At 71.9% G+C, this 23,043-nt stretch carries 25 protein-coding genes and 1 tRNA gene; 7 read left to right on the forward strand and 19 right to left on the reverse strand.

The genetic code is table 11. From position 1 onward, the window contains the following. Nucleotides 1-188 precede the first annotated feature (188 nt). Complete coding sequence (locus ACYF6T_RS21780) at nucleotides 189-1,382, forward strand: cytochrome P450 (protein ID WP_461698471.1); 1,194 nt, start codon at nucleotides 189-191, stop codon at nucleotides 1,380-1,382. A 130-nt stretch (nucleotides 1,383-1,512) separates the two neighbouring features. Here the strand turns inward: ACYF6T_RS21780 and ACYF6T_RS21785 are convergent, their stop codons facing one another. From ACYF6T_RS21785 to ACYF6T_RS21795, 3 genes are all read right to left on the reverse strand, one after another. Next, nucleotides 1,513-1,755 (reverse strand): DUF5988 family protein, encoded by a 243-nt coding sequence (locus tag ACYF6T_RS21785; RefSeq protein ID WP_461698472.1) that lies wholly within the window; start codon nucleotides 1,753-1,755, stop codon nucleotides 1,513-1,515. Between the two features lie 26 nt (nucleotides 1,756-1,781). Beyond that, on the reverse strand, nucleotides 1,782-2,546 hold the full coding sequence (locus ACYF6T_RS21790) for an AfsR/SARP family transcriptional regulator (RefSeq protein WP_461698473.1): 765 nt from the start codon (nucleotides 2,544-2,546) through the stop codon (nucleotides 1,782-1,784). 228 nt (nucleotides 2,547-2,774) lie between these two features. After that, nucleotides 2,775-5,543 (reverse strand): ATP-binding protein, encoded by a 2,769-nt coding sequence (locus tag ACYF6T_RS21795; protein ID WP_461698474.1) that lies wholly within the window; start codon nucleotides 5,541-5,543, stop codon nucleotides 2,775-2,777. Nucleotides 5,544-6,224: 681 nt separating this feature from the next. Between ACYF6T_RS21795 and ACYF6T_RS21800 the strand changes: the two genes are divergently transcribed. Further along, nucleotides 6,225-7,301 carry a transcriptional regulator gene (locus ACYF6T_RS21800; RefSeq protein ID WP_461698475.1) on the forward strand — a complete coding sequence of 359 codons (1,077 nt, stop codon included), beginning with the start codon at nucleotides 6,225-6,227 and terminating at the stop codon, nucleotides 7,299-7,301. A gap of 138 nt (nucleotides 7,302-7,439) precedes the next feature. Here ACYF6T_RS21800 and ACYF6T_RS21805 read toward each other — a convergent pair. After that, a tRNA-Pro gene (locus ACYF6T_RS21805) sits at nucleotides 7,440-7,516 on the reverse strand. A gap of 125 nt (nucleotides 7,517-7,641) precedes the next feature. On the opposite strand from ACYF6T_RS21805, the gene ACYF6T_RS21810 reads away from it, so the two are divergent. Further along, nucleotides 7,642-8,367 carry a transketolase gene (locus tag ACYF6T_RS21810; RefSeq protein WP_461698476.1) on the forward strand — a complete coding sequence of 242 codons (726 nt, stop codon included), beginning with the start codon at nucleotides 7,642-7,644 and terminating at the stop codon, nucleotides 8,365-8,367. 47 nt (nucleotides 8,368-8,414) lie between these two features. After that, on the forward strand, nucleotides 8,415-9,341 hold the full coding sequence (locus ACYF6T_RS21815; RefSeq protein ID WP_461698477.1) for a transketolase family protein: 927 nt from the start codon (nucleotides 8,415-8,417) through the stop codon (nucleotides 9,339-9,341). 61 nt (nucleotides 9,342-9,402) lie between these two features. On the opposite strand, the gene ACYF6T_RS21820 is transcribed toward ACYF6T_RS21815, so the two are convergent. The 10 genes from ACYF6T_RS21820 to ACYF6T_RS21865 form a co-directional block, all read right to left on the reverse strand. Continuing rightward, nucleotides 9,403-10,680 carry an MFS transporter gene (locus ACYF6T_RS21820; protein WP_461698478.1) on the reverse strand — a complete coding sequence of 426 codons (1,278 nt, stop codon included), beginning with the start codon at nucleotides 10,678-10,680 and terminating at the stop codon, nucleotides 9,403-9,405. A 165-nt stretch (nucleotides 10,681-10,845) separates the two neighbouring features. Then, nucleotides 10,846-11,205 carry an MmcQ/YjbR family DNA-binding protein gene (locus ACYF6T_RS21825; RefSeq protein ID WP_461698479.1) on the reverse strand — a complete coding sequence of 120 codons (360 nt, stop codon included), beginning with the start codon at nucleotides 11,203-11,205 and terminating at the stop codon, nucleotides 10,846-10,848. Between the two features lie 30 nt (nucleotides 11,206-11,235). Next, nucleotides 11,236-11,781 carry a GNAT family N-acetyltransferase gene (locus tag ACYF6T_RS21830; RefSeq protein WP_461698480.1) on the reverse strand — a complete coding sequence of 182 codons (546 nt, stop codon included), beginning with the start codon at nucleotides 11,779-11,781 and terminating at the stop codon, nucleotides 11,236-11,238. Further along, a complete protein-coding gene (locus ACYF6T_RS21835) occupies nucleotides 11,778-12,356 on the reverse strand; it encodes a helix-turn-helix domain-containing protein (protein WP_461698626.1) in 579 nt (192 codons plus the stop codon). Before ACYF6T_RS21835 ends, ACYF6T_RS21830 begins: the two co-directional genes overlap by 4 nt. A 55-nt stretch (nucleotides 12,357-12,411) precedes the next feature. Continuing rightward, on the reverse strand, nucleotides 12,412-13,314 hold the full coding sequence (locus ACYF6T_RS21840; RefSeq protein ID WP_461698481.1) for a LysR family transcriptional regulator: 903 nt from the start codon (nucleotides 13,312-13,314) through the stop codon (nucleotides 12,412-12,414). Between the two features lie 41 nt (nucleotides 13,315-13,355). Continuing rightward, nucleotides 13,356-14,549 (reverse strand): glycine C-acetyltransferase, encoded by a 1,194-nt coding sequence (locus ACYF6T_RS21845; protein WP_461698482.1) that lies wholly within the window; start codon nucleotides 14,547-14,549, stop codon nucleotides 13,356-13,358. Nucleotides 14,550-14,568: 19 nt separating this feature from the next. After that, nucleotides 14,569-15,597, reverse strand: coding sequence for an L-threonine 3-dehydrogenase (tdh, locus tag ACYF6T_RS21850; protein ID WP_461698483.1), 1,029 nt, complete (start codon nucleotides 15,595-15,597; stop codon nucleotides 14,569-14,571). A gap of 147 nt (nucleotides 15,598-15,744) precedes the next feature. Then, nucleotides 15,745-16,113 (reverse strand): YybH family protein, encoded by a 369-nt coding sequence (locus tag ACYF6T_RS21855; RefSeq protein ID WP_461698484.1) that lies wholly within the window; start codon nucleotides 16,111-16,113, stop codon nucleotides 15,745-15,747. 32 nt (nucleotides 16,114-16,145) lie between these two features. Continuing rightward, nucleotides 16,146-16,859, reverse strand: a complete 714-nt coding sequence (locus ACYF6T_RS21860; RefSeq protein WP_461698485.1) for an SDR family NAD(P)-dependent oxidoreductase — start codon at nucleotides 16,857-16,859, stop codon at nucleotides 16,146-16,148. A 128-nt stretch (nucleotides 16,860-16,987) separates the two neighbouring features. Further along, nucleotides 16,988-17,917 carry a LysR family transcriptional regulator gene (locus ACYF6T_RS21865; RefSeq protein ID WP_461698486.1) on the reverse strand — a complete coding sequence of 310 codons (930 nt, stop codon included), beginning with the start codon at nucleotides 17,915-17,917 and terminating at the stop codon, nucleotides 16,988-16,990. A 118-nt stretch (nucleotides 17,918-18,035) separates the two neighbouring features. Between ACYF6T_RS21865 and ACYF6T_RS21870 the strand changes: the two genes are divergently transcribed. Genes ACYF6T_RS21870 through ACYF6T_RS21880 form a run of 3 tightly spaced genes read left to right on the forward strand, consistent with a single transcriptional unit; the run spans nucleotide 18,036 to nucleotide 20,164 of the window. Next, on the forward strand, nucleotides 18,036-18,338 hold the full coding sequence (locus tag ACYF6T_RS21870; RefSeq protein WP_461698487.1) for a muconolactone Delta-isomerase family protein: 303 nt from the start codon (nucleotides 18,036-18,038) through the stop codon (nucleotides 18,336-18,338). Then, nucleotides 18,335-19,522 carry a YbfB/YjiJ family MFS transporter gene (locus ACYF6T_RS21875; RefSeq protein WP_461698488.1) on the forward strand — a complete coding sequence of 396 codons (1,188 nt, stop codon included), beginning with the start codon at nucleotides 18,335-18,337 and terminating at the stop codon, nucleotides 19,520-19,522. The genes ACYF6T_RS21870 and ACYF6T_RS21875 overlap by 4 nt, the downstream gene beginning before the upstream one ends. Before the next feature lie 36 nt (nucleotides 19,523-19,558). Next, complete coding sequence (locus ACYF6T_RS21880) at nucleotides 19,559-20,164, forward strand: GPP34 family phosphoprotein (RefSeq protein ID WP_461698489.1); 606 nt, start codon at nucleotides 19,559-19,561, stop codon at nucleotides 20,162-20,164. 149 nt (nucleotides 20,165-20,313) lie between these two features. On the opposite strand, the gene ACYF6T_RS21885 is transcribed toward ACYF6T_RS21880, so the two are convergent. The 5 genes from ACYF6T_RS21885 to ACYF6T_RS21905 all read right to left on the reverse strand — a co-directional run bounded on the left by ACYF6T_RS21885 (nucleotide 20,314) and on the right by ACYF6T_RS21905 (nucleotide 23,018). Then, a complete protein-coding gene (locus tag ACYF6T_RS21885) occupies nucleotides 20,314-20,913 on the reverse strand; it encodes a TetR/AcrR family transcriptional regulator (protein ID WP_461698490.1) in 600 nt (199 codons plus the stop codon). A gap of 79 nt (nucleotides 20,914-20,992) precedes the next feature. After that, nucleotides 20,993-21,571 carry a GAF domain-containing protein gene (locus ACYF6T_RS21890; RefSeq protein ID WP_461698491.1) on the reverse strand — a complete coding sequence of 193 codons (579 nt, stop codon included), beginning with the start codon at nucleotides 21,569-21,571 and terminating at the stop codon, nucleotides 20,993-20,995. A 61-nt stretch (nucleotides 21,572-21,632) separates the two neighbouring features. Next, complete coding sequence (locus ACYF6T_RS21895) at nucleotides 21,633-22,232, reverse strand: GTP-binding protein (RefSeq protein ID WP_461698492.1); 600 nt, start codon at nucleotides 22,230-22,232, stop codon at nucleotides 21,633-21,635. Then, nucleotides 22,210-22,581, reverse strand: a complete 372-nt coding sequence (locus ACYF6T_RS21900; protein WP_461698627.1) for a DUF742 domain-containing protein — start codon at nucleotides 22,579-22,581, stop codon at nucleotides 22,210-22,212. The genes ACYF6T_RS21895 and ACYF6T_RS21900 overlap by 23 nt, the downstream gene beginning before the upstream one ends. Before the next feature lie 2 nt (nucleotides 22,582-22,583). Continuing rightward, nucleotides 22,584-23,018 (reverse strand): roadblock/LC7 domain-containing protein, encoded by a 435-nt coding sequence (locus tag ACYF6T_RS21905; RefSeq protein ID WP_461698493.1) that lies wholly within the window; start codon nucleotides 23,016-23,018, stop codon nucleotides 22,584-22,586. Between the last annotated feature and the right edge of the window lie 25 nt (nucleotides 23,019-23,043).

The raw sequence follows: 23,043 nt of genomic DNA on the forward strand, positions 1-23,043 counted from the left end.
CGTTCCCGGGGGCCGCCCGGCGGTCCCACTGTCTGCGGCGGCTCTAAAGCAGCACCAAACGCGGGCAGTTGAGCCGGCCTCTCGGCGCTCCCGGCGTGTTAGCGCTGCTTTAGCCCGATCACCGACGCTCAAGGGGCGGCAACGGTTACGCACACTTCGAGCTGACTCAAGGCCCGGGGGCCATCACGATGCGCAATTCAGAGCTGTTGTTCAACCCGTTCGAGCCGGGATTCGCCGAGGACCCCTATCCCGCCTACCGGAAGCTGCGCCAGGCGGAACCGGTGCACGAATCCCCCATCGGCGTCTGGCTGATCAGCAGCTACGCGGACGTGGTGACGCTCCTGCGGTCGCAGCTCTCCGTCGACCCGCACAACATGGTGGACGGCCCGTTCAGCGTACGGCTCATCGAGGGGCGGGCGCTGTCCATGCTCGACCGGGACCCGCCGGACCACACCAGACTGCGCTCGCTGGTGTCGAAGGTGTTCACCCGGCGCTCGATCGCCGCGCTGGAGCCGCTGGTCACCGGCCTCGTCGACGACGCGCTCGACCGCATCGCCCGCGACGGGCGGGCGGACCTGGTCGACGCGCTGGCGTTCCCGCTGCCGTTCGAGGTGATCTCGCGGATGCTCGGCATGCCGCAGACCGACACCGCGCACATCCGCGACCTGAGCGGCAAGATCGTCCGCACGCTCGACGTCGTCGCGGACGAGAGGGAGTTCAAGACCATCGAACAGGCGACGGCCGAACTCGACGCGATCGTCGCCGACGCGATCGCCCGCAAGCGCGCGCATCCCGCGAACGACCTGCTCACCGCGCTGGTGGAGGCGGAGGACCAGGGCGACAGGCTCACCGACGAAGAAGTCGTCGCGCAGGTGGAGTTGCTGTTCGTCGCCGGTCACGAGACCACGGTGAACCTGATCTCCGGCGGGGTGGAGGCGCTGCTGCGGCATCCCGCGCAGCTCGCCCTGCTGCGCGACACCCCGGATCTGGCCCCCAACGCGGTGGAGGAACTGCTGCGTTACGTCAATCCCGTGCAGCAGAGCCGACGGATCACCGTCGAGCCGTGGGCCGTACGGGACCGGGTGATCCCGCCGGGCACCTTCGTCATCGCGATGCTGGCCTCGGCCAATCACGACGAGTCGTTCTGGGGGCCGACCGCCGAGGAACTCGACCTCACCAGGCCGAACGCCCGGCAGCACGTCGCCTTCGGCGGCGGACCGCATCACTGCCTGGGTGCCGCCCTCGCCAGGCTCGAAGGGCGGATCGCGGTGACCAGGCTGCTGCAGCGCTTCCCGGGCCTCGCGTTCGACCCCGGCGCGGACGTGACGTGGAACGGCAGGATCAGCCTGCACGGGCCGGCCCGGCTGCCCATCGTGGTGTAGCCCGGGTACGGCGCCCGGTGAGACGGACCGCCGGCCGGCCCCTCCCTCTGTGTCCCGCTGCGACCAGCGGGTGCCCAGAGGGTGCGGAGCCGGCCGTGGAGCACGGAGCGGACCGGATACGGGAGGGTGCCTATTCGGCCACCTTGGTCCTCATGGTCCAGCGGAAGACGGGCATGTCGTCGGCCGCCGGCGAACGCTCGTCGACCAGCTCGAAGTGCTCGTATCCCCCGAGGTAGCGGACCTTGACCTTCCCGTCGTCGAGCACGCTGTGCTCCAGGGTCATCTGGGAGGGAATGTCGGAAGGGCCTCCTTCCAGGGCCACTCGGATGGTGCCTCGGCCGTCATCGCGGGAATCGACCCTGAAGTCGCTCATTCATCTCACTCCTGGAATCAGGGAAATCAGGCGCATGCGTCGACGAGTTCTTCTCCGGCCAGAATGGCCCGCTGGACGTCCTGGAGCGTCTGGCACGGCTCCAGACCCAGCTCGTCCCGGAGCAGTTTCCGGACCGACCGGTACACGGCGAGGGCGTCGGCCTGACGGTCGGACCGGTACAGCGCGAGCATCAGCTGGCGGTAGAACTCCTCGTGCAGCGGGTATTCGGAGGTCACCGAATAGAGCCAGCCGACGAGTTCGCGGTGGCAGCCGAGTCTGAGTTTCGCGTCGATCAGCATTTTCATGCCTTCCAGACGCTGCTCCTCCAGCCAGGTCATGTATCCCTTGAGGATCGGGCCGTCCCCCAGATCCGCCAGCACCGGACCGCGCCACAACGCCAGCGCCTCCTCGAAGCAGCGGGCCGCCTCCTCGTCGCGGAACTCCCGGACGTGTTCGCGCCCCTTGTCCATGAGCCGCAGGAAGGCGTGGCAGTCGAGCTCGTCGCATCCCATGCAGAGCATGTATCCGGGCGCCTCGGTGATCACCGGGCTCTGCGGTCCGGCGGAGTCGCGCAGGAACTTGCGGAGTTCGGAGATGTACACGTGCACGCCGGCGGCCGCCCGGCGGGGGAGGGATTCTCCCCAGAGTTCGGTCATCAGCTCACTGGCCGCCACGACGCGGTCGGAGCGAATGAGAAGGGCCGCGAGGACGATCTCGACTTTTCTGGCGCTGAGCGCTCGACTGTGACCTGAGTCGATCACCCGGAGTGGACCCAAGATTTCATACCTCACTGCGAACCTCGACCTCTGTGCGCGAATGCGGGGGTTCCTACAGGAAGCTGTTGACGCCGGATATTCCCGCATTCTTTCACTCGCGCGCGGTCCGTGAATGCAGAGAATTCCTGTACGGGGAGCGTGGAGTGCACACTCACCTTGAGCGACTGTAAAGAAGCGCTTGATCCCGGGGAACCCCCTACCATCCCCTAGCCCCACCCCGACACACGGCCCCTAGGCGCGATGTCAGGGCTCGGCGAGGTCGGTCGAGGGGTCCACCGGGAGGTCGGCCCGGGAGTTCACGCCGAGCTTGCGGTAGACGCGCGTCAGGTGCTGTTCGACGGTGCTGACGGTGACGTGGAGCTTCCCGGCGATCTCCCGGTTGGTGTATCCGCGCGCCGCGAACTCCGCGACCCGGCGTTCGGCGCCGCTCAGTTCCCCGAAGGGATCCAAGCCGGAGGGTGCGGCCGGCCGGCCGTGGTCCGCCTTGACCGGCGGCGCGTCCTTGAGGACGTCGGCCCCGCACTGTCCCGCCAGCACCTCGGCCTGCCGGGCGAGGGTCTGGGCTCTGCCGCCGTCGCCCAGTTCCGCGTAGGTGCCGCTCAAATCGGCGAGCACCTGGGCGAGTTCCAGTCGGTCCCCGGACTCCCGCAGCGCCTCGGCGGCCTGCTGGAGCAGCAGGGGACGCTGGGCGGGGTGCTCGGTGAGGGCCAGCACCCGCAGCGAGACGCCCCTGGTTCTGACGTGCCACGGCCGGAGCATCGCCAGCTGTTCGGCGGCGAGTTCGCGTGCCGTGGCCGTGTCGCCCGTTCTCAGGCAGACCTGTGCCGCCGCGGTCCGCCAGGGCACGAAGGCCGGCAGGTCGAGTGCCCAGGCCCGCATCCGCGCGCCGCACGACTGGAAGTCGTCCAGCGCCGCGTTCAGGCGGTCGGTTGCGAGGTAGTAGTTTCCGCGGGCGTGGAGGTACAGGAGTCCGAACGGCGTGCCGAACATGGCCTCGGGCACGGGTGACCGCAGGTAGGCGGCGGCGTCCTCCAGTCTGCGTGCGGCCGTGGCCGCGAAGATCGCGCCGGCGAGCGGGCAGCCGACCGCCACGCCCCAGCCCTTGGGACCGAGCACGGTCAGCGCGGTACGGGCATGGTGCTCGGCCGCGGCCACGTTGCCCCGCCGGTTTTCGATCATCGCCTGGAAAGCGGCGTAGATCGCGCTCCACAACGGGATGTCCAGCGCTATGGCGTCGCGCTGGAACGCGTCGTACCAGAAGGCCGCCCGGTCCACGCGGTCTTCGCAGAGCAGCGCCATCAACGCCGTGATGACCTGGGCCTGGGACGGGTCTTCGAGGGTCTGTCTCTCGAGGACACGTTCCGCCACGCTCAGGATCTCCTCCTCGTTGCGCCCCGTCGCGCTCACCAGGAGTTCCGGCACGCTGCCTCCCGGCGGCGTACCTCCGGGGGCGGTGTCCGCCGCGTGCTCGCCGGACAGGTGCGTGAGGTGCCCGCGTAGCCGCGGGAAGAAGAAGCCCAGCCACGGCCGCAGCAGGGCCGCCAGTTCCTGCCGGTAGGGGTCGGCCTCGTCATCGCCGACCGACTGCAGCGCGGTGACGGCGTACTCCGTAGAGCCGTGCCACAGCAAGTGGTACACGAGGTCACCGACTTGGCGGCTGTCGAGGAGCCCGCGCTGCGCGGCGATCACCAGCTCGGGGAGGTGCCGTGCGGCGTTGGCGGGGGCGAGGCACCACTCGGCTCCGGCGAGAGCGGCCTTGATCGCCGCTCGCTGCTTCTCGTCGACGCTCTCGCGATAGGCCCGTCTGAGGTAGCCGACGGCCGCTTCCGGCTGCCCGGCGGCCAGTGCGTCCGCGGCGGCGTCCTCCAGCATCGGCACCGCCCACGACGCTTCGGTGCTGTTGGCCGCGAGCAGGTGTCTCGCGAGGGTGACCGGCGCCTCTCCGGCGAGGTAGAGGACGCGCGCCACCCGCGAGTGCAACGCGGCGAGTTCGTCGGCGCTCATGCTGTCGAGGACGACTTTCCGGGTGTCCTCGTGCCGGAAGCGTCCGCCGTCGAGGATGCCGACCGCGGTCAGGATGCGGAAAGCCTTCTCGGCCGTTTCCGGGCCGAGGTCGAGCAGTTCGCCGAGGATCTCGGCGGGAGGAACGGTTTCCAGGACCGCCAGCACCCGGGCCAGTTCGACGACGACCGGATCGCAGCGGTACAGACACACGCAGACGGCCCGGCGGAAGGCCGCCCCCGGAACCATGACGTGCGCGGCCTCGCCGCCTGAAGCGCGGTAGTCCTCTGTCAGGGCCTGCGCGAGCAGCGGGTTTCCCCCGCTGATCCGATGGCAGGAGCCCGCCAACTGCCGGTCGGCGCCGGGCAGTCGGGCCTGCAGCAGGTCTGCCACGCCGCGTCGCGACAGCCCGCGCAGCGCGATGCAGTGGCAGTTCGACCGGCAGAGGACCTCGGTGTGCAGCAGGCGGTCCGGCGGCAGCGCCTGCGTGCTTTCGGTCAGCACCATGAAGACGCGCGAGTCCCTGGTCCGGCGGGCGAGATAGGCGAGGAACTGCCCGGAGACCACGTCGGCGTACTGGATGTCGTCCACGCCGATCACGAGCGGCTGGGTTTCGGAGAGGTCGCGCAGCAGATTCCACAGATCCTCGAACAGGCGGGCCGCCGCGGGAGCGATCACGGCGGAATCCCGCGTCCGCGCCAGGGCGGCAGCCGCCTCTCCGCCGAGGAGCGCGCTCACCCGCTCATCGCCGAGGGCGGGCAGTTCCCCGTTGTGGCTGCGCAGCAGCTGATGGACGACACCCAGTTCCACCGTGCGTTCCAGGTGCGACGCGGTCGCGGTGAGGAAGAGCGCGCCGGAGGCGGTGGCCTGCTCGCCGGCGTTCAGCAGCAAGGCGGTCTTGCCGCTCGCCACGGCGCCGCGGATCACGGCTATGGAACCGTTTCCCAGCAGGCAATCGGTGATCTTCTCTCCGAGTAAGGCAGTTTCCGCATCACGTTCGACGAGGTCCATCCTGCCCCCATATCGCCGTCCCCGAGCGGCGAGGACTCTGGAAATGACCCACCCATGACCAGGTTCCCGAGCGAGCCCCTATGCGGGAATGCAGGAGTCCGGTTATGGGGAATAGCCGATTCCGCCCAGGAGTCCCCCTACTGTTCGAGTCCGGAGATTGCACCGGTTGCACACTGCGCCCGCAAGGCAGCGACCGGCTCACTGGCCGCTATGCGTGTTCGAGCATACGCGGCACGGCGTTCGATGGCAGCGGCCGAACAGCCCGTGCACACCGGCACGGTCGTCCACCGCGTGTCCGGAACCAGGGGGGTGCCATCGGTCCACCGACAGCCTTCCGAGTCGTTGATTCGCCAGACGGCCATACGAGCAGAAGCCGCGGACGCACCTGCGGATATGACAGTCGACGATCACCATCTACTGCAGGCGTACTAACGACTCGCGACGCTAGGGGCGACTAGGGGTTCAGCCCGCTTCCTCTTCCCGTTAGTGTTTTAACCACTACCGTTACTATGGGCCCCACGTGTGTCTCTACTGCCGACATCACCTCTCAATTATCCACCACCTATTTCAACTGACCGCCACCTATGCAGACTGGGTGCACCGCAGAAGAATAATTTCGCCGGTGCGCCTTTTTTCGTCATATAGGTTTCCGTGATATAGGTTTCAATGAGAGGAGTTTTCATGGTCGACGCAATTCCCGCTGCGATTCGACATGAGACTGACGGGGTCTCTCAGTCTCCGAGTCGGCGGCAAATTGCGTATGTTCTTCCGGACACGGGTACCGCAGAACGCACGGGTGCGGCAGAAGGCGCGAGTACGGCAGAGGACACGTACGCGACCGTCGCGGTCTCCGCACTGCGCCTGGGGGAATCACCGCGACTGGACGGTCACGACAAGGAGCACGTCGTCTGGCTCACCCAGGTGGAGGCGCCGCTGCCGCCGATCCTGGTCGACCGGCGCGACATGCGGGTGATCGACGGAGCACACCGCCTGCTGGCCGCCGTGATGAAGGGCCAGGAGACCATCGAGGTCGAGTTCTTCGACGGCAGCCCGGCCGACGGCTTCCTGCGCGCCGTGCAGCTCAACGTCAGGCACGGCCTGCCCCTGTCGGCGGCGGACCGGCGGGCCGCGGCCGCGAGGATCATCGCCTCGCACCCGCAGTTCTCCGACGGCGTGATCGCGCAGTCGACCGGCCTGACGGACAAGACCGTCGCGGCCATCCGCCGGCGTACGGCACGCGCCGACGTACAGACCGGCACGCGGATAGGAAAGGACGGCAGGGTCCGGCCGCTGAACGGGGAGCCCGGCCGCAGGCGCGTCGTGGCCGTGCTCACGGAACGCCCGGAAGCGTCTTTGCGCGAAGTGGCCCGGGTCGCGAAAGTGTCTCCGTCAACCGTACGTGACGTCCGGCAACGACTGGAACGCGGCGAACATCCCGGCTCCTCCCGCTCCGGCACCACCGGAACCGCTGATATTCCGGCGAAACCAGCGACAGGTTCGGGCTCGACGCACCGCAAAGCGATATCCCCACCGCCGACGGCCGTCCTGGGGAAACTGCTGCGGGATCCGTCGCTGCGCCACAGCGAGTCCGGGCGCCGGCTGCTCCGCCTGCTCCAGACCAATGCGATCGCGCCACACGCCTGGGGGGAACTGGTGAGTTCGGTGCCCTCGCACACCGCGGCCGTCATCGCGGGCCTGGCCCAGTACTACGCGCAGATGTGGCAGGACTTCGCCCAGGGCCTGGGACAGCAGACGTAGACGCGGACCGGGCCCTCCGCCACAGACCGGGGCCGTCGGCCCTTGTCCGAAGCGGTCCGGTTCTCCCCTCCACGGCAACGGCGCCCTCCCTCTCACGAGGAAGGGCGCCGCTCCGGAAACCCTGGACCTGCTCGTCCATGGTCGGGACGACAGGATTTGAACCTGCGACCCCTTGACCCCCAGTCAAGTGCGCTACCAAGCTGCGCCACGTCCCGGTGCCGTCTGACCTGGGCTTTCCCCGGGCCGAACGTGCAGGGAAACAATACCGCACTCGGGTCGGTGGTCGCGCACCGCTTTTGCGCTTGACCTCAAGTTTGGTTGAGGTTGCACGATCGCCCACATGACGATCAACGAGGAACAGACGGTCGCCGTGGCGGAACGGCGCGCGTACGCGTACGCGGACCTGCCGGGGCTCATGGAGCTGATGACCGGCGACGAGAAGCACGGGCCCGCGGCGACGTCCACGCTGGACGTGCTGTGGGTGCTGTACGACCGGGTGCTGAGGGTCGACCCGGAGCGGATGGAGGATCCGGGACGGGACCGGTTCCTGCTGTCCAAGGGGCACGGACCGATGGCCTACTACGCGGTGCTCACGGCCAAGGGCTTCCTGCCCGCGGCCTGGCTGCGGGATTTCGGCTCCTACGAGTCGCCCCTGGGGCACCACCCCGACCGGGTGCTGGTGCCGGGTGCCGAGATCGGCAGCGGGTCGCTGGGGCACGGGTTGCCGATCGCGGTCGGTACGGCGCTGGGCCTACGCGCCCAGGGGCTGCACGAGCCGAGCGTCTGGGTGCTGGTCGGCGACGCCGAGCTCGACGAGGGCAGCAACCACGAGGCGATCGCCTTCGCCGGTCCCGCCGGACTGGACCGGCTGCACACCGTCGTGATCGACAACTCCTCCGCCAGCCACGCCCGGCCCGGCGGCATCGCGGCCCGCTTCGAGGCCGCCGGCTGGTCGGTGGCCACCGTCGACGGGCGGGACCACGAGGCGCTGTACGCCGCCTTCACCGCACCGCATCCGGGCCGCCCGCACGTGGTCGTGGCCCGGGTGGAGCCCAAGTGGGCCTGAGCGGCTCGACCACCCTCACTTCCCCATCGATGTCAGGAAGGGTTCCCATGGACACCATGCGTGACCGTTTCGCCGCCGTCGTCTCCCGGCTGCTGGACGAGGACCCCCGGGTCGCGGTCGTCCTCGCCGAGATCGGCAGGGACGGCTTCGTCGAGGCGCAGCGGCGGCATCCGGACCGGGTCGTCAACGTCGGCATCCGCGAGCAGCTGCTGATCGGGACCGGCGCCGGGCTGGCGCTGACGGGGCTGCGACCGGTCGTGCACACCTTCGCCAGCTTCCTGGTGGAACGGCCCTTCGAACAGGTCAAGCTGGATCTGGGGCACCAGGGCGTGGGCGCGGTGCTGGTGAGCGCCGCCGCGTCCTTCGACTGGCCCTCCGGCGGGTACACGCACATGGCTCCCGGCGACGTTGCCCTCCTCGACACGCTGGACGGCTGGACCGTCCACGTGCCGGGGCATCCGGACGAGGCCGAGACGCTGCTGCGGCACGCGGTGGCCGCGGGCGACGACAAGGTGTACGTGCGGCTGTCCGTCCAGGCCAACGCGGAGGCCCGTCCCGTCGGCGCAAGCGGCTTCCGCACCGTCCGCGAGGGCCGCCGCGGCGTCGTGGTCGCCGTGGGTCCGATGCTGGACGCGGTGCTCGCCGGCACGGAGGGGCTGGACGTGACCGTGCTGTACGCGACGACCGTACGGCCCTTCGACGCGGCCGCGCTGCGCCGGGCCACCGGCGCGGCCGGGGCCGACGTCGTCCTCGTGGAGCCGTACCTGGCGGGCACCTCGACGGCCGCCGCCAACGACGCGCTCGCCGACCTGCCCCACCGGGTGCTGGGACTGGGCGTGGCCCGCCGTGAGCTGCGGCGGTACGGCACCATCGACGAGCACATCGCCGCGCACGGGCTGGACGCGCGGTCCCTGCGGGAGCGGATCGACGGCTTCGTGGCGGGGGCCGGCGAGCGGATCACGGCGGGCGCCTGAGAGCGAGCGTGGCCGTGGTCAGCCCGAACCGCCGCTCATACGGCCGTGTCCGCGTCCCACGTCACGTGCTCGCCGAGGGCTCCCGCCCGCATATCGGCTCCGCCGTCGGCGCGGGCCGGGGGGCGTCGGCGCGGACCAGGTCGCGTATCGCGGCCACCGACAGCAGGGAGACGGGGACGACCAGGCTCATGACAGCGGCGGCCAGCAGGACGTGGTCGGCGCCGAGCACCCCGGCGGCGGGGCCGGCCAGGGCCTGGCCGACGGGCATCATCGCGAGGGAGCCCGCGACGTCGTAGGCGTGGATGCGGTTGAGGACGTCCGGCGGCACCTGCGTCTGCACACTGGTCGCCCACATCACGCCCCAGAACGACATCCCGGCGCCGGCCAGGGCGGAGCCCGCGGCCATGGCCGGTACGCCGAGACCCGCCCCGACGGTCGCCGGGAAGCCCGCGAAGAGGAACAGGGAGAGCGCGCCGGCGCGCAGCATGCGGCGTGGGCGCAGCCGCAGGGCGAGGAAGCCGCCGACGACGGTGCCCGCGCCGAGGGCGGAGTTGACCAGGCCGTAGGCGCGCGCGCCGTGCTGCTGGACCACCTCCGTGGCCACCAGCGGGACCGTCGGACCCCATACGGCGATCATGTACACGCACCAGACCGCGATGACGCCCCACAGCCAGGTGCGCGACCTGAACTCCCGCCAGCCCTCGACCAGATCGGCCCGGAAGGCGCTGCGGCCGGGCCCGCCGGAGCCGTGGCCCGCCGCCGGCGGGGGCAGGCGGAGCAGCAGGAGGCACAGGGCGCTCACCGCGTACGTCGCGGCGTGGGCGGCGAAGACACCGCCGGGTGAGGCGAAGCCGACGAGGACACCGGCGACGGCGGGGCCGGCGAGCTGGGCGGCGGACTCCGCGATGCGTATGGCGCCGTTCGCGCCCTGGACGTCGGAGGCGAGCCGGGGCACCGTGCTGGCGACGCCGGGCTGGAAGACGGCGCCGGCCACGCCGTTGGCGAAGCCGATCGCGCAGATCTCCCACAGCACCACGTGCCCGGAGAAGAACAGCCCGGCGGCCAGGGACTGGGTGCCCAGGCGCACCAGGTCGGCGCCGATCATCAGCTTCCGGGTGCTGAAGCGGTCGGCGATCACCCCGCCGAAGACCACGAACCCCGCGAAGGCGACGGAGGTGGCGGCCATCGCCAGGCCCACCGCGCCCGCGCCGTACCCGTGTTGCAGCAGGCCCGCGGCGAGGGCGACGGGCAGCATCGTGTCGCCGAGCCGGGCCACGGCGCGGGCGACGAAGAACAGTGCGAAGTCCCGCGACCAGTAGCCCCGTGCCCCCTCGGTCACGGCGGCACCCGATCCGGCGACGCCGTCGGACGACCCTCCGCCCACCGCTTACCCCTCCCCCACGTCCCGTCCCGGCCGCACGCGAGTGCCGAAGTCCCCTCCGCCCCGGCTCTCACGCCCGTCTTCGGATCATGCCACGGGGCACTGACAACGCCCGAGCCGTTTTCACTGCCCGGCCGGCAGCCCCAGTTCGGGGTGGGCGTCGACGAGCCGGGGTGGGGCCGCCTGGCGCCAGGAGTCGGCGAGGATGTCGCGCAGTTCGCCCTCGTCCTCCAGTGCGGCCAGCCGCACCCGCACCCAGGCGAACTGCGCCTCGTGGTCGGCGATCCAGAACTTCTCCGGCTCGGCCAGGACCAGTTCGTCGCGCTCCTCCTTGGGGCAGCGCACGGCGATGGACGTCTCGTCCTCGGGCAGCGTGGCGAACATCTTCCCGGCGACCCGGAAGGTGGGCATGCTCCAGGCGATCTTCTCGGTCGTGTCCGGCAGGGACAGGGCGATTCTGCGTACGTCTTCGGCATCCTGCATGCCTCGCACGGTAGCCGCCGGCACTGACAGTCACCGGCCGGAGGCCGCCGCCATGTGCTCGTCCGCCAGGCGCTTGTAGTAGAGCGTCGTCGGCCGCAGCGTGCCGCCCGGGTCCGCGGCGTAGTCCGGGATCACTCCGGCCCTGGTCCAGCCGGCCGAGGTGTAGAGGTGTTCGGCGGGGCTGTCGGTCTCGGTGTCCAGGTGGAGCAGGGTGACTCCCGCCGCGGCGGCCGCCGCTTCGGCGGTCGTCAGCAGCCGGCGCCCCAGTCCCCGTCCGCGCGCGTCCCGGTGCACCATCAGCTTGACGAGTTCGGCGCGGTGGCGGCTGTTGGGCTTGTCCGGGAAGGCCAGGCCGACGGTGCCGAGCACCCGGCCGCCCTCGTGGGCCGTCCATACGGCCAGTTGCCCGGCGGCGACCCCCGCGGCCCGTCCCCGCCACCAGGCGAGCGCCTGCGTCCGGTCGAGCGGTGCGAGGAAGCCGACCGAGGCGCCCCCGTCCACGGTGTCGACCAGCAGGTCGCTCAACTGGTCCAGGCAGGCCAGCATGTCGTCGCCCTCCAGTCGGCGGACGATCACGGCAGCACCACCGCCAGCACGTACCGCGCGTCGTGGGCTCCGGCGCACCGGAACCGGGTCGGCCCCCATACCCGCAGGCGTAGGCAGTCGCCGGTGCCGAGGTGGTGCTCCACGTTCTGCGCCGTCACGTCGAGCGCTCCTTCCAGGACCCAGATGTGCTGTTCGAGGCCGGGGACGGGGGGCCGGTCGTAGGCGATGTCGGCGCCGGCGGTGAGCCGTCCCTCGACGAGTTCGCCGCGCAGCCCGGCGTGCGGCGGCGAGACGGATCGTCGCAGGAAACCGGAGGCCCGGTCCTCCCAGACGGGTTGCTCGGCGGCCGGGACGAGCAGGGCGGGCTCCGCCTCGACCTCGCTGAGCAGCCGGGACATGGTCCGGCCGTAGACGGCGCAGAGCCGGTTCAGGAGCGAGGCGGTGGGGCTGATCTCGGCGCGTTCGGCGCGGGAGAGCGTGGAGCGGCTGATGCCGCTGCGTTCCGCCAACTCGCCCAGGGACCAGCCGCGTTCGGCCCGCAGCTCGGCGAGCCGGGCGCCCAGGCGGGCGTCCACCGGGTCCGGCGTGTGCACACCACCGTCCATGTGTTTCATATCCGGGACGATATCCCGGATATGAAACGGCCGGGTTACCGAAGGCTCACTCCCCGGCCGCCTCCGCCAGCGCCTCCAACACCGGCCGGATCAGCGGGTGTTCCTCGGCGCCTCTGCGTACGGCCGCGAAGACCCGCCGGGTGGGGGCGATCCCGTCGACCGGTCGGACGACCACACCGGCCAGGTCCATGCCGCGCAGCGCCGAGCGCGGTACCAGCGCCACGCCCGCGTCCGCCGACGCCAGCGCGACGACCGCGCGGAAGTCGTCCGAGGAGTGTTCGAGCCGGGGCTGGAAGCCGGCGCTCTCGCAGGCCAGGACGACGACGTCGTGGCAGGGGTTGCCCGGGTAGGGGCCGATCCACGGGTCCTTGGCCAGTTCCGCCAGCGGCACCTCCTCCACGTCGGCCAGCCGGTGGCTGACGGGCACGACCGCGTCGAAGGGCTCGGCGTACAGCGGGACGTGGGCCAGCCGCAGGTCGTCGGCCGGCGGCGCGCCGCGGTACTCGACGGCGACCGCGACGTCGACCTGCCGGTCCAGCACCATCGGCAGGCTCGCGTCGCCCTCGGCGTCCTGGACGCGGATGCGGATGCCGGGCGACGAGGCCGCGAGGCGGGCCACCGCGGGGGCGACGACCTGGGCGATGCCGGTCGCGAAGGAGGCGACGGTGACCGTGCCGGCGGCCCCCGAGCCGTAGGCCGCGAGCTCGGCCTCGGCCCGCTCCAGCTGGGCGAGGACCGCGTTGGTGTGGCTGAGCAGGATCTCGCCGGCCGGGGTCAGCCGTACGCCCTTGGCGCCGCGTTCCACCAGGCGGTGGCCGGTCTCCTGTTCCAGGGCGGTGAGCTGCTGGGAGACCGCCGAGGGGGTCAGGTACAGCGCGGCGGCCGCCGCCGTCACCGTGCGGTGGTCGGCCACCGCACGGAGGATGTGGAGCCGCCGCGCTTCGATCATGGGATCGATTATCGCAATATGTCCCGGGTGGCCGGACCGGGTCAGCCTTCGAGTTCCGCCCGGGCCGCCACGAAGGCGTCCACCGCACGGTCGACGTCCTGCGTGGAGTGCGCCGCCGACAGCTGGACGCGGATGCGCGCCTGCCCCTGCGGGACGACCGGGTACGAGAAGCCGATCACGTACACGCCCCGCTCCAGCAGCAGCTCGGCCAGGCGGCCCGCCCTGGTCGCGTCGCCGATCATCACGGGCGCGATGGGGTGGTCGCCGGGCAGGATCTCGAAGCCCTCCTCGGTCATCCGGCGGCGGAACAGCGCGGTGTTCCCGGCGAGCCGGACGCGCAGGTCGTCCGCCGACTCCAGCAGGTCGAGAACCTTCAGGGAGGCGGCCGCGATCACCGGGGCGAGGGTGTTGGAGAAGAGGTAGGGCCGGGAGCGCTGGCGCAGCAGGGCGACGATCTCCGCGCGGGCCGCCACATAGCCGCCGGAGGCCCCGCCGAGGGCCTTGCCGAGCGTGCCGGTGACGATGTCGACGCGGTCCATCACGCCGTGCAGTTCGGGCGTGCCGCGGCCACCGGGGCCGACGAAGCCGACGGCGTGGGAGTCGTCGACCATGACCATGGCGTCGTAGCGGTCGGCGAGGTCGCAGATCTCGCGCAGGGGGGCCACGTAGCCGTCCATGGAGAAGACGCCGTCGGTGACGACCAGCCGGCGGCGCGCGTCGGACGCGGCCTTCAACTGCGTTTCCAGATCCGCCAGATCGCGGTTGGCGTAGCGGAAGCGGCGGGCCTTGGACAGGCGGATGCCGTCGATGATGGAGGCGTGGTTGAGGGCGTCGGAGATCACCGCGTCCTCGGGGCCCAGCAGGGTTTCGAAGACACCGCCGTTGGCGTCGAAGCAGGAGGAGTACAGGATCGTGTCCTCCTGGCCGAGGAAGGCGGACAGGCGCGCCTCCAGTTGCTTGTGGACCTCCTGGGTGCCGCAGATGAAGCGGACGGAGGCCATGCCGTAGCCCCAGCGGTCCAGGGCCTCGTGGGCGGCGGCGATCACCTCGGGGTGGTCGGCGAGGCCGAGGTAGTTGTTGGCGCAGAAGTTGAGGACCTCGCCGGGGCGGCCGCCGGCGGTGACGTGCACGGTCGCGGACTGCGGGGTGCCGATGACGCGCTCGGGCTTGTGCAGACCGGCGGCGCGGATCTCGTCGAGGGTGGCGCGCAGGTCGTCGCGCACGGAGTCGAACATTCCAGAAGCTCCTAAGGAATCACGCGGTCCAGTCGAGGATGACCTTGCCGCCACGGCCGCCGGCCGCGTCGGCGAACGCCGCCTCGAAGTCGCGGTAGCCGTAGCGGCCGGTGATCACGGGGGTGAGGTCGAGGCCGCCTTCGAGCAGCACCGACATCGCGTACCAGGTCTCGAACATCTCACGGCCGTAGATGCCCTTGATGGTGATCATCGAGGTGACGATCCGGGCCCAGTCGACGGCGAACTCCTCGGCGGGCAGGCCGAGCATGGCGATACGGCCGCCGTGCGTCATGTTGGCGATCATGTCCCGCAGCGCCTCGGGCCGTCCGGACATCTCCAGGCCGACGTCGAAGCCCTCGCGCAGCCCCAACTCCCGCTGCCCGTCGGCGATCCGGGCCTTCGAGACGTTCAGCGCCAGGCTGACGCCCATCTTGCGCGCCAGCTCCAGCCGCTCCTCGCTGACGTCGGTGACGACGACGTTGCGGGCGCCCGCGTGCCGGGCCACCCCGGCCGCCATCAGGCCGATCGGGCCCGCGCCGGTGATCAGCACGTCCTCGCCGACCAGGGGGAAGGACAGGGCGGTGTGCACGGCGTTGCCGAACGGGTCGAAGATCGCGGCGACGTCGAGGTCGACGGGGACGCGGTGCACCCACACGTTGGCGGCGGGCAGGGCGACGTACTCGGCGAAGGCACCGTCGCGGCCGACCCCGAGGCCGACGGTGGCCCGGCACAGGTGGCGGCGGCCGGCGAGGCAGTTGCGGCACTTGCCGCAGACGAGGTGTCCCTCGCCGCTGACCCGGTCGCCGGGCTTGACGTCGGTGACGTCGCGGCCGGTCTCGACGACCTCGCCGACGAACTCGTGCCCGACCACGAGCGGGGTGCGGATGGTCTGCCGCGCCCAGCCGTCCCAGGACCGGATGTGCAGGTCGGTGCCGCAGATGCCGGTGCGCAGCACCTTGATCAGTACGTCGCCGGGCCCGATCGCGGGCTCGGGGACGTCCACGAGCCAGAGCCCGGGCTCCGCCTTCTGCTTGACCAGCGCCTTCAACGCTACGGCTCCTGACGGTGAGACCCCGGGCGCGGGCACGCCGAGAAGGCCCGCGTCCGGGAAGAGGGGTGGGATCGCGTAGCAATCTGCCCTACGGCCCCTCCCGCGGTCCATCGAGGATTTCTTAACCCGCGCCGCAGATCCGCTTCACGCCCGGGAGACCTGGTAGTGGGCGATGTGCCAGTCGTCGCCCTCCCGGGTCACCAGGACGGAGAGCCTGACGTCGAGCGGGGGGCGGTCGGTGAAGGAGAACCGGACGTCCAGGTAGCCGAGGACCAGACCGTCGGCGAGGCGTCTGGTCTCCAGGATCGTGTACCCCGCCCGCATGCCGAGGGGCTGGGAGGCGTAGTACGCGGCGACGCCCTGCCGTCCGACGCTGTAGGGGTGCAGGCCCTGGAAGACGGCGTCCTCGGTGAACTGGTCGGCGACGCGCTCGGGTTGGTGCGCGTCGACGGCCGCCTTCCACCGGTCGAGGACCGCGCCGAGGATCGCCTCGTCGTCGGGGGTGGTGCTCATGTCCGCTCCTGAGTCATCGGTCTGACGGCGTGTCAACGTCCGGCGCTCATACCGCCGTCGACGTGCAGGATCTCGCCGGTGACGAACGGGGCCTGCTCCAGGAAGAGCACGGCGTCGACGACGTCGCTCACGTCGCCCATGCGGCCGACCGGGTGCAGCGCGGCGAGGAAGTCGTGCGTCTCCCGCGGGTGCATGGGCGTCTTGATGGTGCCGGGCGACACGGCGTTGACGCGGATGCCACGGGTGGCGTACTCGATGGCGAGGGACTTGGTGGCGGACTGCAGACCCCCCTTGGTGAGCGAGGCCAGGACGGAGGGGACGCGGGAGTCCGCGGCGTCGACCAGGCTGGTGGTGACGCTGACGATGTGCCCGCCGCCCTGGGCGAGCAGGTGCGGCACCGCCTGCCGGGTGAGGTGGAAGAAGCCGGCGACGTTCACGGCGGTCACGGTCGCGAAGTCCTCGGCCGTGTAGTCGGTGAACGGCTTGGCGACGAAGACGCCCGCGTTGTTGACCACGGTGTCGATCCGCCCGAACCGCTCGATCGCGGCGGCCACGACCCGTTCGGCGGTCGCCGGGTCGGCGATGTCGCCCTGGACGGTCAGGACGTCGGCGTCGTCGGCGGGGGCGATGGTGCGCGAGGTGGCGACGACCGCGAAGCCGAGCTTGCGGTAGCCCTCGACGAGGGCGGCGCCGATGCCCTGCGAGGCGCCGGTGACGATCGCGGTCTTCTGGTTCCGAGTGCTCATGACGGCCTTCTTCCGAGAGGCTGACCGGTCACTAGCCGACCGGTCGACTATTCGGAAGGTAGGCCGACGCGCCGGGTGGCGGAAGGATCGGTTTCCTCCTGGCTGGGAGGCGCGGGCTCCCAGGCCGCTCAGCCCGGCAGGGCGTACGGGTCGCCGGCCGGCAGCCAGGCGTCGGGGGCGTGCAGACCGAGGTCGCCGACGCCGTCGCAGAGGGCGTCGGCCACGGCGAGGACGCCGGGGCGGTCCTCGGTCTCGCGCCACACGAGGGACCACGTCCAGTAGGTCCTCGGGCGCACGATCTCCCGCCGGACCAGGTCGGGCGGGAGCGAAGCGGTCTGTCCCTTGGGGCAGTTGACGACCGGGCGGCGGCTGCGGCGGACGTGGTCGAAGAAGGCGGGGCCGGTGACACCGCCGTCGGAGATCCGCTCGGCACGGGCCCCGGTCGCCTCCGCCAGCTCCTCGGCGTACACGTTCCACGACCACCACGCCGTCGTGTCGTCGTCGAGGAGTACGACCGTCTCGCGGGCGTCGACGTCACCGGTCTCGGAGCCGGTGGCGACGGCGTAGAGCCGGTCGGCGCCGATGAGCCGCGCCCGCAGCCCCTGCCGTTCGAGGTCTTCGGTGCGCGCCCAGCACACGGCGAGGTCCAGGCTGCCGTCGGCGACCCGGGCGGCCTGCGTGTGGGAGGGCGCCACCCAGGCGTCGAGGTGCACCTCGGCCACCGCCGCGGTACGCGAACTCAGGTCCGGCGGAAGCCAGTTGACGTAGCCGAGGCGAACCGTCCGGGAGCCCGCCAGCCGGCCGGCGCGGCGTCTGAGGTCGTCGGCCCGCTCCAGCAGGGCCCGCGTGTGCGGGAGCAGGGCGGCGCCGGCCGGGGTGAGCGAGACCGAGCGGCGGTCGCGGTCGAACAGCCGGACGCCCAGGTCCCGTTCGAGCGCCTTGATCTGCTGGGAGAGCGAGGGACCCGCGATCAGGAGCCGCTCGGCGGCCCGGCCGAAGTTCAGCTCCTCGGCGACGGCGACGAAGTACCGCAACTGACGCAGCTCCACGCCCGTCATGGTACGCGCGCTGGGAGGCTGCGCCTCTCAGCAGCGAGGAAGCCGGTCGTGGCATCGCCGCTGGTGGCAGACGCACGATGAGGACGCAGCACCGGCGACGACCGAACGGAGAGGCGTCATGCGGGAGTTCCTGGTCGAGATCACCACCACCGTCCCCGAGGGCACGGGCCCCGACGAGGCCGGCCGGCGGCGCGCCGCCGAGGCCGTGCGGGCCGCGGAACCGGCCGCCGCCGGGCACCTGGCGCGGCTGTGGCGGCCGGTGGGCGAGAAGCGCAGCATCGGCGTGTGGCGGGCCGCCGACGAGGCGGAGCTGCACGAGAAGGTGCTGGGCACGCTGCCCCTGCGGCCGTGGATGAGCGTGCGCGTCACCCCGCTGGAGTCCCACCCCAACGACCCGGGCCGGGTCGCCGGCGCCCGGTGAACGCCCGCTCCGCCTGGACCCATGTCGCCCGGGCCGCGGCGGCGCTCGCGGCGGGCATGGGGATCGGCCGCTTCGTGTACACGCCGATCCTGCCCCTGATGCACGCGCAGGCGGGCCTGTCTACGGGCGCCGGCGCGGACCTGGCCACCGCCAACTACGCCGGCTACCTCGCCGGGGCACTCGCGGGCATCCTGGCACCGGCGCTGGTGCGTTCGCGTGCCGTGCTGCGCGGCTCGCTGCTGGTGCTGACCGCCACCCTCGCGGCGATGCCCGCGACCCGCGTCACCACGGTGTGGATCGCGCTGCGGCTGCTGGCCGGGGTGGCGAGCGCCCTGGTGTTCGTCGTCGCGGCGGGTTCCCTCCTGCACCATCTGCGGGACCGGCCGGCGCACCTGCCGGGCTGGGCGTTCGGCGGTGTCGGCGCCGGGATCACGCTGTCCGGGCTGCTGGTACTCGCGGTGCGTCCGGTCGCCGACTGGCGGGCGGCCTGGTGGGCGTCGGCCGTGCTGTCCGCGGTCCTGACGGCCGTCGCCTGGCGGCTACGGCCGGAGGAGGCGCCCTCGGCCGCACCGGCCTCCGGTGCCGGGGCGAGCGCCCGCACGCGCCGCCGGTTCGGTGTGCTGCTGCTCTCCTACACCCTGGAGGGCGTGGGCTACATCGTGGCCGGGACCTTCCTGGTGGCGGCCGTCGGGCAGGGCTCCCCCGGCTGGATCGGCAGCGGCGCGTGGGTGCTGGTGGGGCTGGCCGCCGTACCGTCGTCGGCGCTGTGGGCCCGGCTCGGACACCGCTGGTCGCGGCCGGGCCTGCTGCTCGCGGCGCTGGTGGTGCAGGCGGTCGGCATCGCCCTGCCCGCCCTGACCGGCTCGGTGGCGGCGGCCCTGGTCTGCGCGGTCCTGTTCGGCGCCACCTTCCTGGGCGTGTGCACCCTCGCCCTGGCCACGGGAGCGGAGCTGCGCTTCCCGCGCTCGGTGGCGCTGCTGACGGCCGGCTACTCCGTCGGGCAGATCCTCGGCCCGCCGGCCGTCGCCCCGCTGCTGCACCACGGCTACCGGCCGGCGCTGGCGCTGGCGGCCCTCGTGGTGCTCGCAGCCGCGGCGGCCGCCGCCGTGCTGCGGATCGGCTTCCCGCACCACATGCGCGCAGTGCGCCCCGCCGGCCTCGCCCGCCAGCGAGAATCGGCGTAGGCACGTCCGTTCCCGGCCCACCAAGGGGAGCCACCGATGAACAACGCAAGGGATCTCGCGATCGTCGCGCTGGGTGTGACGTCCGAGCGTCCGCTCGAGCAGGGCGACCTGTCGCTCGCGCTCGCCGGCGCCGAGGTGCTCGACCTGGTCGACGCCAAGGCCGTCACCCTGGACGACGACCGTCTCCTGCCCAACGCCCAGGCCCCCACGGGTGACCGGCTGCTGGACGAGGCCGTCGCCGCGCTGCTGCGGCGGGAGCCGTACGAGACGGTCGAGGACTGGCTGTGGCGCCGGGGCCGTGGGCTGGCCACCGCCTACGTCGACGACTTCGAACGGGTGGGCCTGGCGGACCGGCCGCGGGGCCGCCTGATCCCGCTGCGCGGCGGGCGGGCGGAGCTGGTGGAGTCCGACGCCCGGCGCCGGGCCGAGGAACGCTGGGCGGCGGGCGACCCCGTCCTGGTCGCCCTCGCGGCGGCGGCCGGCGTCGGCGACGAACCGGACGAGGCCCCGGAGGCCCTGGCCGGCGACGCGGTCACCACGGTGCTGGCCGCGGTCGGCAACGCGGTCATGGAGCTGGAGGCCGTACGGCAGCGGCGCCAGATCGAGGAGGCCGCGTTCGACAACGTCTGGCGCGGCTACTAGGCGGCTGCGGCGGGCTCCGCTGCGCGTTCCGGCGGCGCCCTGAGGGGGCGGGACCGCGGCGGTTCACGGCCGCCGCCGCGCGGGCGCGATCGGCTGTGACGCTTCCGCCGGCGGGCGATCGCCGGTCGCGGCACTCGCAGTCGGAGCGCTCAGGCGGTGGTGGCGCCCAGCAGGGCGCGGCAGTTGTCCCACAGCGGCGTGAGGGGCCCGGTGCTGTTGTAGAGCTTGGCGAACATCACCTGGCCCTCCAGTTGGGCGACCACGGCGCGGGCCGCCTCACGCGGATCGGTGACGGTCACCTCGCCGCGCCGGCGAGCCTCGGCGACGACCGCCTCGACGAGGTCGACCTGCGCGTCGAAGATCTCCTGCAACCGCCGGCGGACCGGTTCGGTCCGGGTGCTCAGCTCCAGTGCCAGGTTCCCGAACAGGCAGCCCGACACGGTGCCGCAGCCCTGCCGCACCACCCGCTGCGCGGCCTGCGTCTGTTCACACAGCCGCCGCAGCCGCTCCAGCGGCCCCGCGTCACCGCCCAGGGCGCGGGTCCACTCGCGCCGCTGGGCCGCCCAGTGCTCGTCGACCACGGCGAGCGCGAGGGCCTCCTTGGACTCGAAGAAGTAGTAGAAGCTGCCCTTCGGCACGCCGGCCGCCTTGCAGATCTCGGCCACGCCGAGGGCCGAGTAGCCGCGCTCCTCGATCAGCGAGCGCGCGGCGCCGAGGATCTTCTCCTTGGCGTCACTCGTGCGTCCCATGCCCGCGAGTCTACGGTCGTACTAGACCGGTCGACTAGTCCGCTCGTACGGCGGGTCCGTATCAGGGCGGCAGGCCGCCTCACAGCGGCAGCCCGTCCGCCGCCCGGCGCTCCAACCGCGCCACGAGTTCCGCCGCGGCCGCCTTGATGGTCTCCAGACCGGCCTTCCCCCACGGCCGGGGCCGTACGTCGGCGACACACACGGTGCCCAGCACCATCCCGGTGCTGTCGATGAGCGGCGCGCCCAGATAGGAACGGATCCCGAACTCGTCGACGACCGGATTGCCCGCGAACCGCGGGTAGTCGAAGACGTCTTCCAGGACCAGCGCCTTGTGTCGGACCACCACATGGGGGCAGAACCCATGGTCGCGCGGCAGCTCGCGCCCCAGTTCCGGTCTCGTGCCGTCGGTCCGCACCACCGGCGACCCACCCTCCGGGACATGCAGGCCCGCGAAGAACTGCCGGTCCTCGTGGATGAAGTTGACCATGGCGTACGGCGCTCCCGTCAGCTCGGCGAGGCGGTCCGCGTAGCCGTCCAGGTCCGGGTCCGGGCGTCCGCCGAGGCCGAGTTGGCCAAGGCGCCCGGTGCGGGCGGGGGCCTCCTTGTCCTCCGGGGTGAGCAGCAGACGACCGGCCGGGCGCGACGGGTCGTACCTCATGCGCGGGCTCCGTCCCTGTGGACGCGTGTCATATACGGGCTCCGTGGCGGGTGTGCGGGGATCACATGTGGGCGCCGTGGCTCGGCGCGGGCGCCGGGGCGTGGGCGATGAGGTGCCGGACGAGGGTGAGCAGGGTCTGCACGCCGGAACTGGAGATCCGGGCGTCGCAGCGCACGACGGGGACGTCCGGGGGCAGGTCTATGGCGGCGCGGACCTCCTCGGGGTCGTAGCGGTACGAGCCGTCGAACTCGTTGATCGCGACGATGAAGCCGAGGCCGCGCTGTTCGAAGAAGTCCACGGCGGCGAAGCACTCCTCCAGCCGCCGGGTGTCGGCGAGGATCACCGCGCCGAGCGCCCCCTCGGAGAGCTCGTCCCACATGAACCAGAACCGCTCCTGTCCGGGGGTGCCGAACAGGTACAGGACGTGTTCCGGATCGAGCGTGATGCGGCCGAAGTCCATGGCCACCGTCGTCTCCAGCTTGTTCTCGATCCCGTCGAGGCTGTCGGTCGCGGCGCTGACCGTGGTGAGCAGCTCCTCCGTACTGAGCGGCGCGATCTCGCTGACCGCGCCCACGAAGGTCGTCTTGCCCACCCCGAACCCGCCCGCGACCAGGATCTTCAGCGCGGTGGGGAACGGGTCAGAGCTGTCGTCGTAGTCCATCGAGCACTGCCTCCAGAAGAGCCCGGTCAGTGGGGTTGTCGTGGAACGCGGGGGGCTTGGTGGTCAGCGCCCCGCAGTCGACGAGGTCCGACAGCAGCACCTTGGTGACGGCCGCCGGCAGCTTCAGATGGGCGGCGACCTCGGCCACCGGGACGGGCGCGCGGCACAGGTCGAGCGCCTGCGCGTGTTCCGGGCCGAGATAACCGAGCGGGGTGACACCGGTGGCCATCACCTGCGACATCAGGTCCAGCGCGATGGTGGGCCGGGTGCGGCCGTTGCTGACCGTGAAGGGGCGCACCAGCCGTCCGGCCGCGTCGTCGAGCCAGGGCCCGTCGCCGGCCGCCGCCACGCTCAAGGCCTCATCGCCGTGGGTTCGACGGCCTGCTGGCGGGGCGCGGTCACCAGGTAGGGGCGGACGCTCTTGACCAGCATCGCCATCTCGTAGCCGAGCACCGCGGCGTCGGCCTCGCGGCCGGCGAGCACGGCGAGGCAGGTGCCGGAGCCGGCGGTGGTCACGAACAGCAGGGTCGAGTCGAGCTCGACGACGACCTGCCGGACGTCCCCGCCGTCGCCGAAGCGGACTCCGGCGCTGCGGCCGAGGGAGTAGAGGCCGGAGGCCAGCGCGGCCATGTGGTCGGCGCTGTCGGCGTCGAGTCCGTGGACCGACTTCACCAGTCCGTCGCAGGAGAGGAGGACCGCGCTGGTGGTGTGCGGGACGCGCTGCACGAGGCCGCTCATCAGCCAGTCGAGATCGGATACATGGCCGGTCGGCGCATCGCTCGCCATGGTGGATCGACTCCTTGGGTTACGA

Source organism: Streptomyces sp. 7R007 (assembly GCF_054850255.1).

Bases quoted from the DNA above. Each gene is read 5' to 3' on its own strand.
- ACYF6T_RS21880 (WP_461698489.1), top strand. From the start codon at position 19,559: ATGAACAACGCAAGGGATCTCGCGATCGTCGCGCTGGGTGTGACGTCC.
- ACYF6T_RS21815 (WP_461698477.1), top strand. From the start codon at position 8,415: ATGGACACCATGCGTGACCGTTTCGCCGCCGTCGTCTCCCGGCTGCTG.
- ACYF6T_RS21795 (WP_461698474.1), bottom strand. From the start codon at position 5,543: ATGGACCTCGTCGAACGTGATGCGGAAACTGCCTTACTCGGAGAGAAG.
- ACYF6T_RS21890 (WP_461698491.1), bottom strand. From the start codon at position 21,571: ATGAGGTACGACCCGTCGCGCCCGGCCGGTCGTCTGCTGCTCACCCCG.
- ACYF6T_RS21860 (WP_461698485.1), bottom strand. From the start codon at position 16,859: ATGAGCACTCGGAACCAGAAGACCGCGATCGTCACCGGCGCCTCGCAG.
- ACYF6T_RS21845 (WP_461698482.1), bottom strand. From the start codon at position 14,549: ATGTTCGACTCCGTGCGCGACGACCTGCGCGCCACCCTCGACGAGATC.
- ACYF6T_RS21780 (WP_461698471.1), top strand. From the start codon at position 189: ATGCGCAATTCAGAGCTGTTGTTCAACCCGTTCGAGCCGGGATTCGCC.
- ACYF6T_RS21840 (WP_461698481.1), bottom strand. From the start codon at position 13,314: ATGATCGAAGCGCGGCGGCTCCACATCCTCCGTGCGGTGGCCGACCAC.
- ACYF6T_RS21835 (WP_461698626.1), bottom strand. From the start codon at position 12,356: ATGGACGGTGGTGTGCACACGCCGGACCCGGTGGACGCCCGCCTGGGC.
- ACYF6T_RS21800 (WP_461698475.1), top strand. From the start codon at position 6,225: ATGGTCGACGCAATTCCCGCTGCGATTCGACATGAGACTGACGGGGTC.
- ACYF6T_RS21865 (WP_461698486.1), bottom strand. From the start codon at position 17,917: ATGACGGGCGTGGAGCTGCGTCAGTTGCGGTACTTCGTCGCCGTCGCC.
- ACYF6T_RS21870 (WP_461698487.1), top strand. From the start codon at position 18,036: ATGCGGGAGTTCCTGGTCGAGATCACCACCACCGTCCCCGAGGGCACG.
- ACYF6T_RS21895 (WP_461698492.1), bottom strand. From the start codon at position 22,232: ATGGACTACGACGACAGCTCTGACCCGTTCCCCACCGCGCTGAAGATC.
- ACYF6T_RS21885 (WP_461698490.1), bottom strand. From the start codon at position 20,913: ATGGGACGCACGAGTGACGCCAAGGAGAAGATCCTCGGCGCCGCGCGC.
- ACYF6T_RS21785 (WP_461698472.1), bottom strand. From the start codon at position 1,755: ATGAGCGACTTCAGGGTCGATTCCCGCGATGACGGCCGAGGCACCATC.
- ACYF6T_RS21855 (WP_461698484.1), bottom strand. From the start codon at position 16,113: ATGAGCACCACCCCCGACGACGAGGCGATCCTCGGCGCGGTCCTCGAC.
- ACYF6T_RS21905 (WP_461698493.1), bottom strand. From the start codon at position 23,018: ATGGCGAGCGATGCGCCGACCGGCCATGTATCCGATCTCGACTGGCTG.
- ACYF6T_RS21810 (WP_461698476.1), top strand. From the start codon at position 7,642: ATGACGATCAACGAGGAACAGACGGTCGCCGTGGCGGAACGGCGCGCG.
- ACYF6T_RS21825 (WP_461698479.1), bottom strand. From the start codon at position 11,205: ATGCAGGATGCCGAAGACGTACGCAGAATCGCCCTGTCCCTGCCGGAC.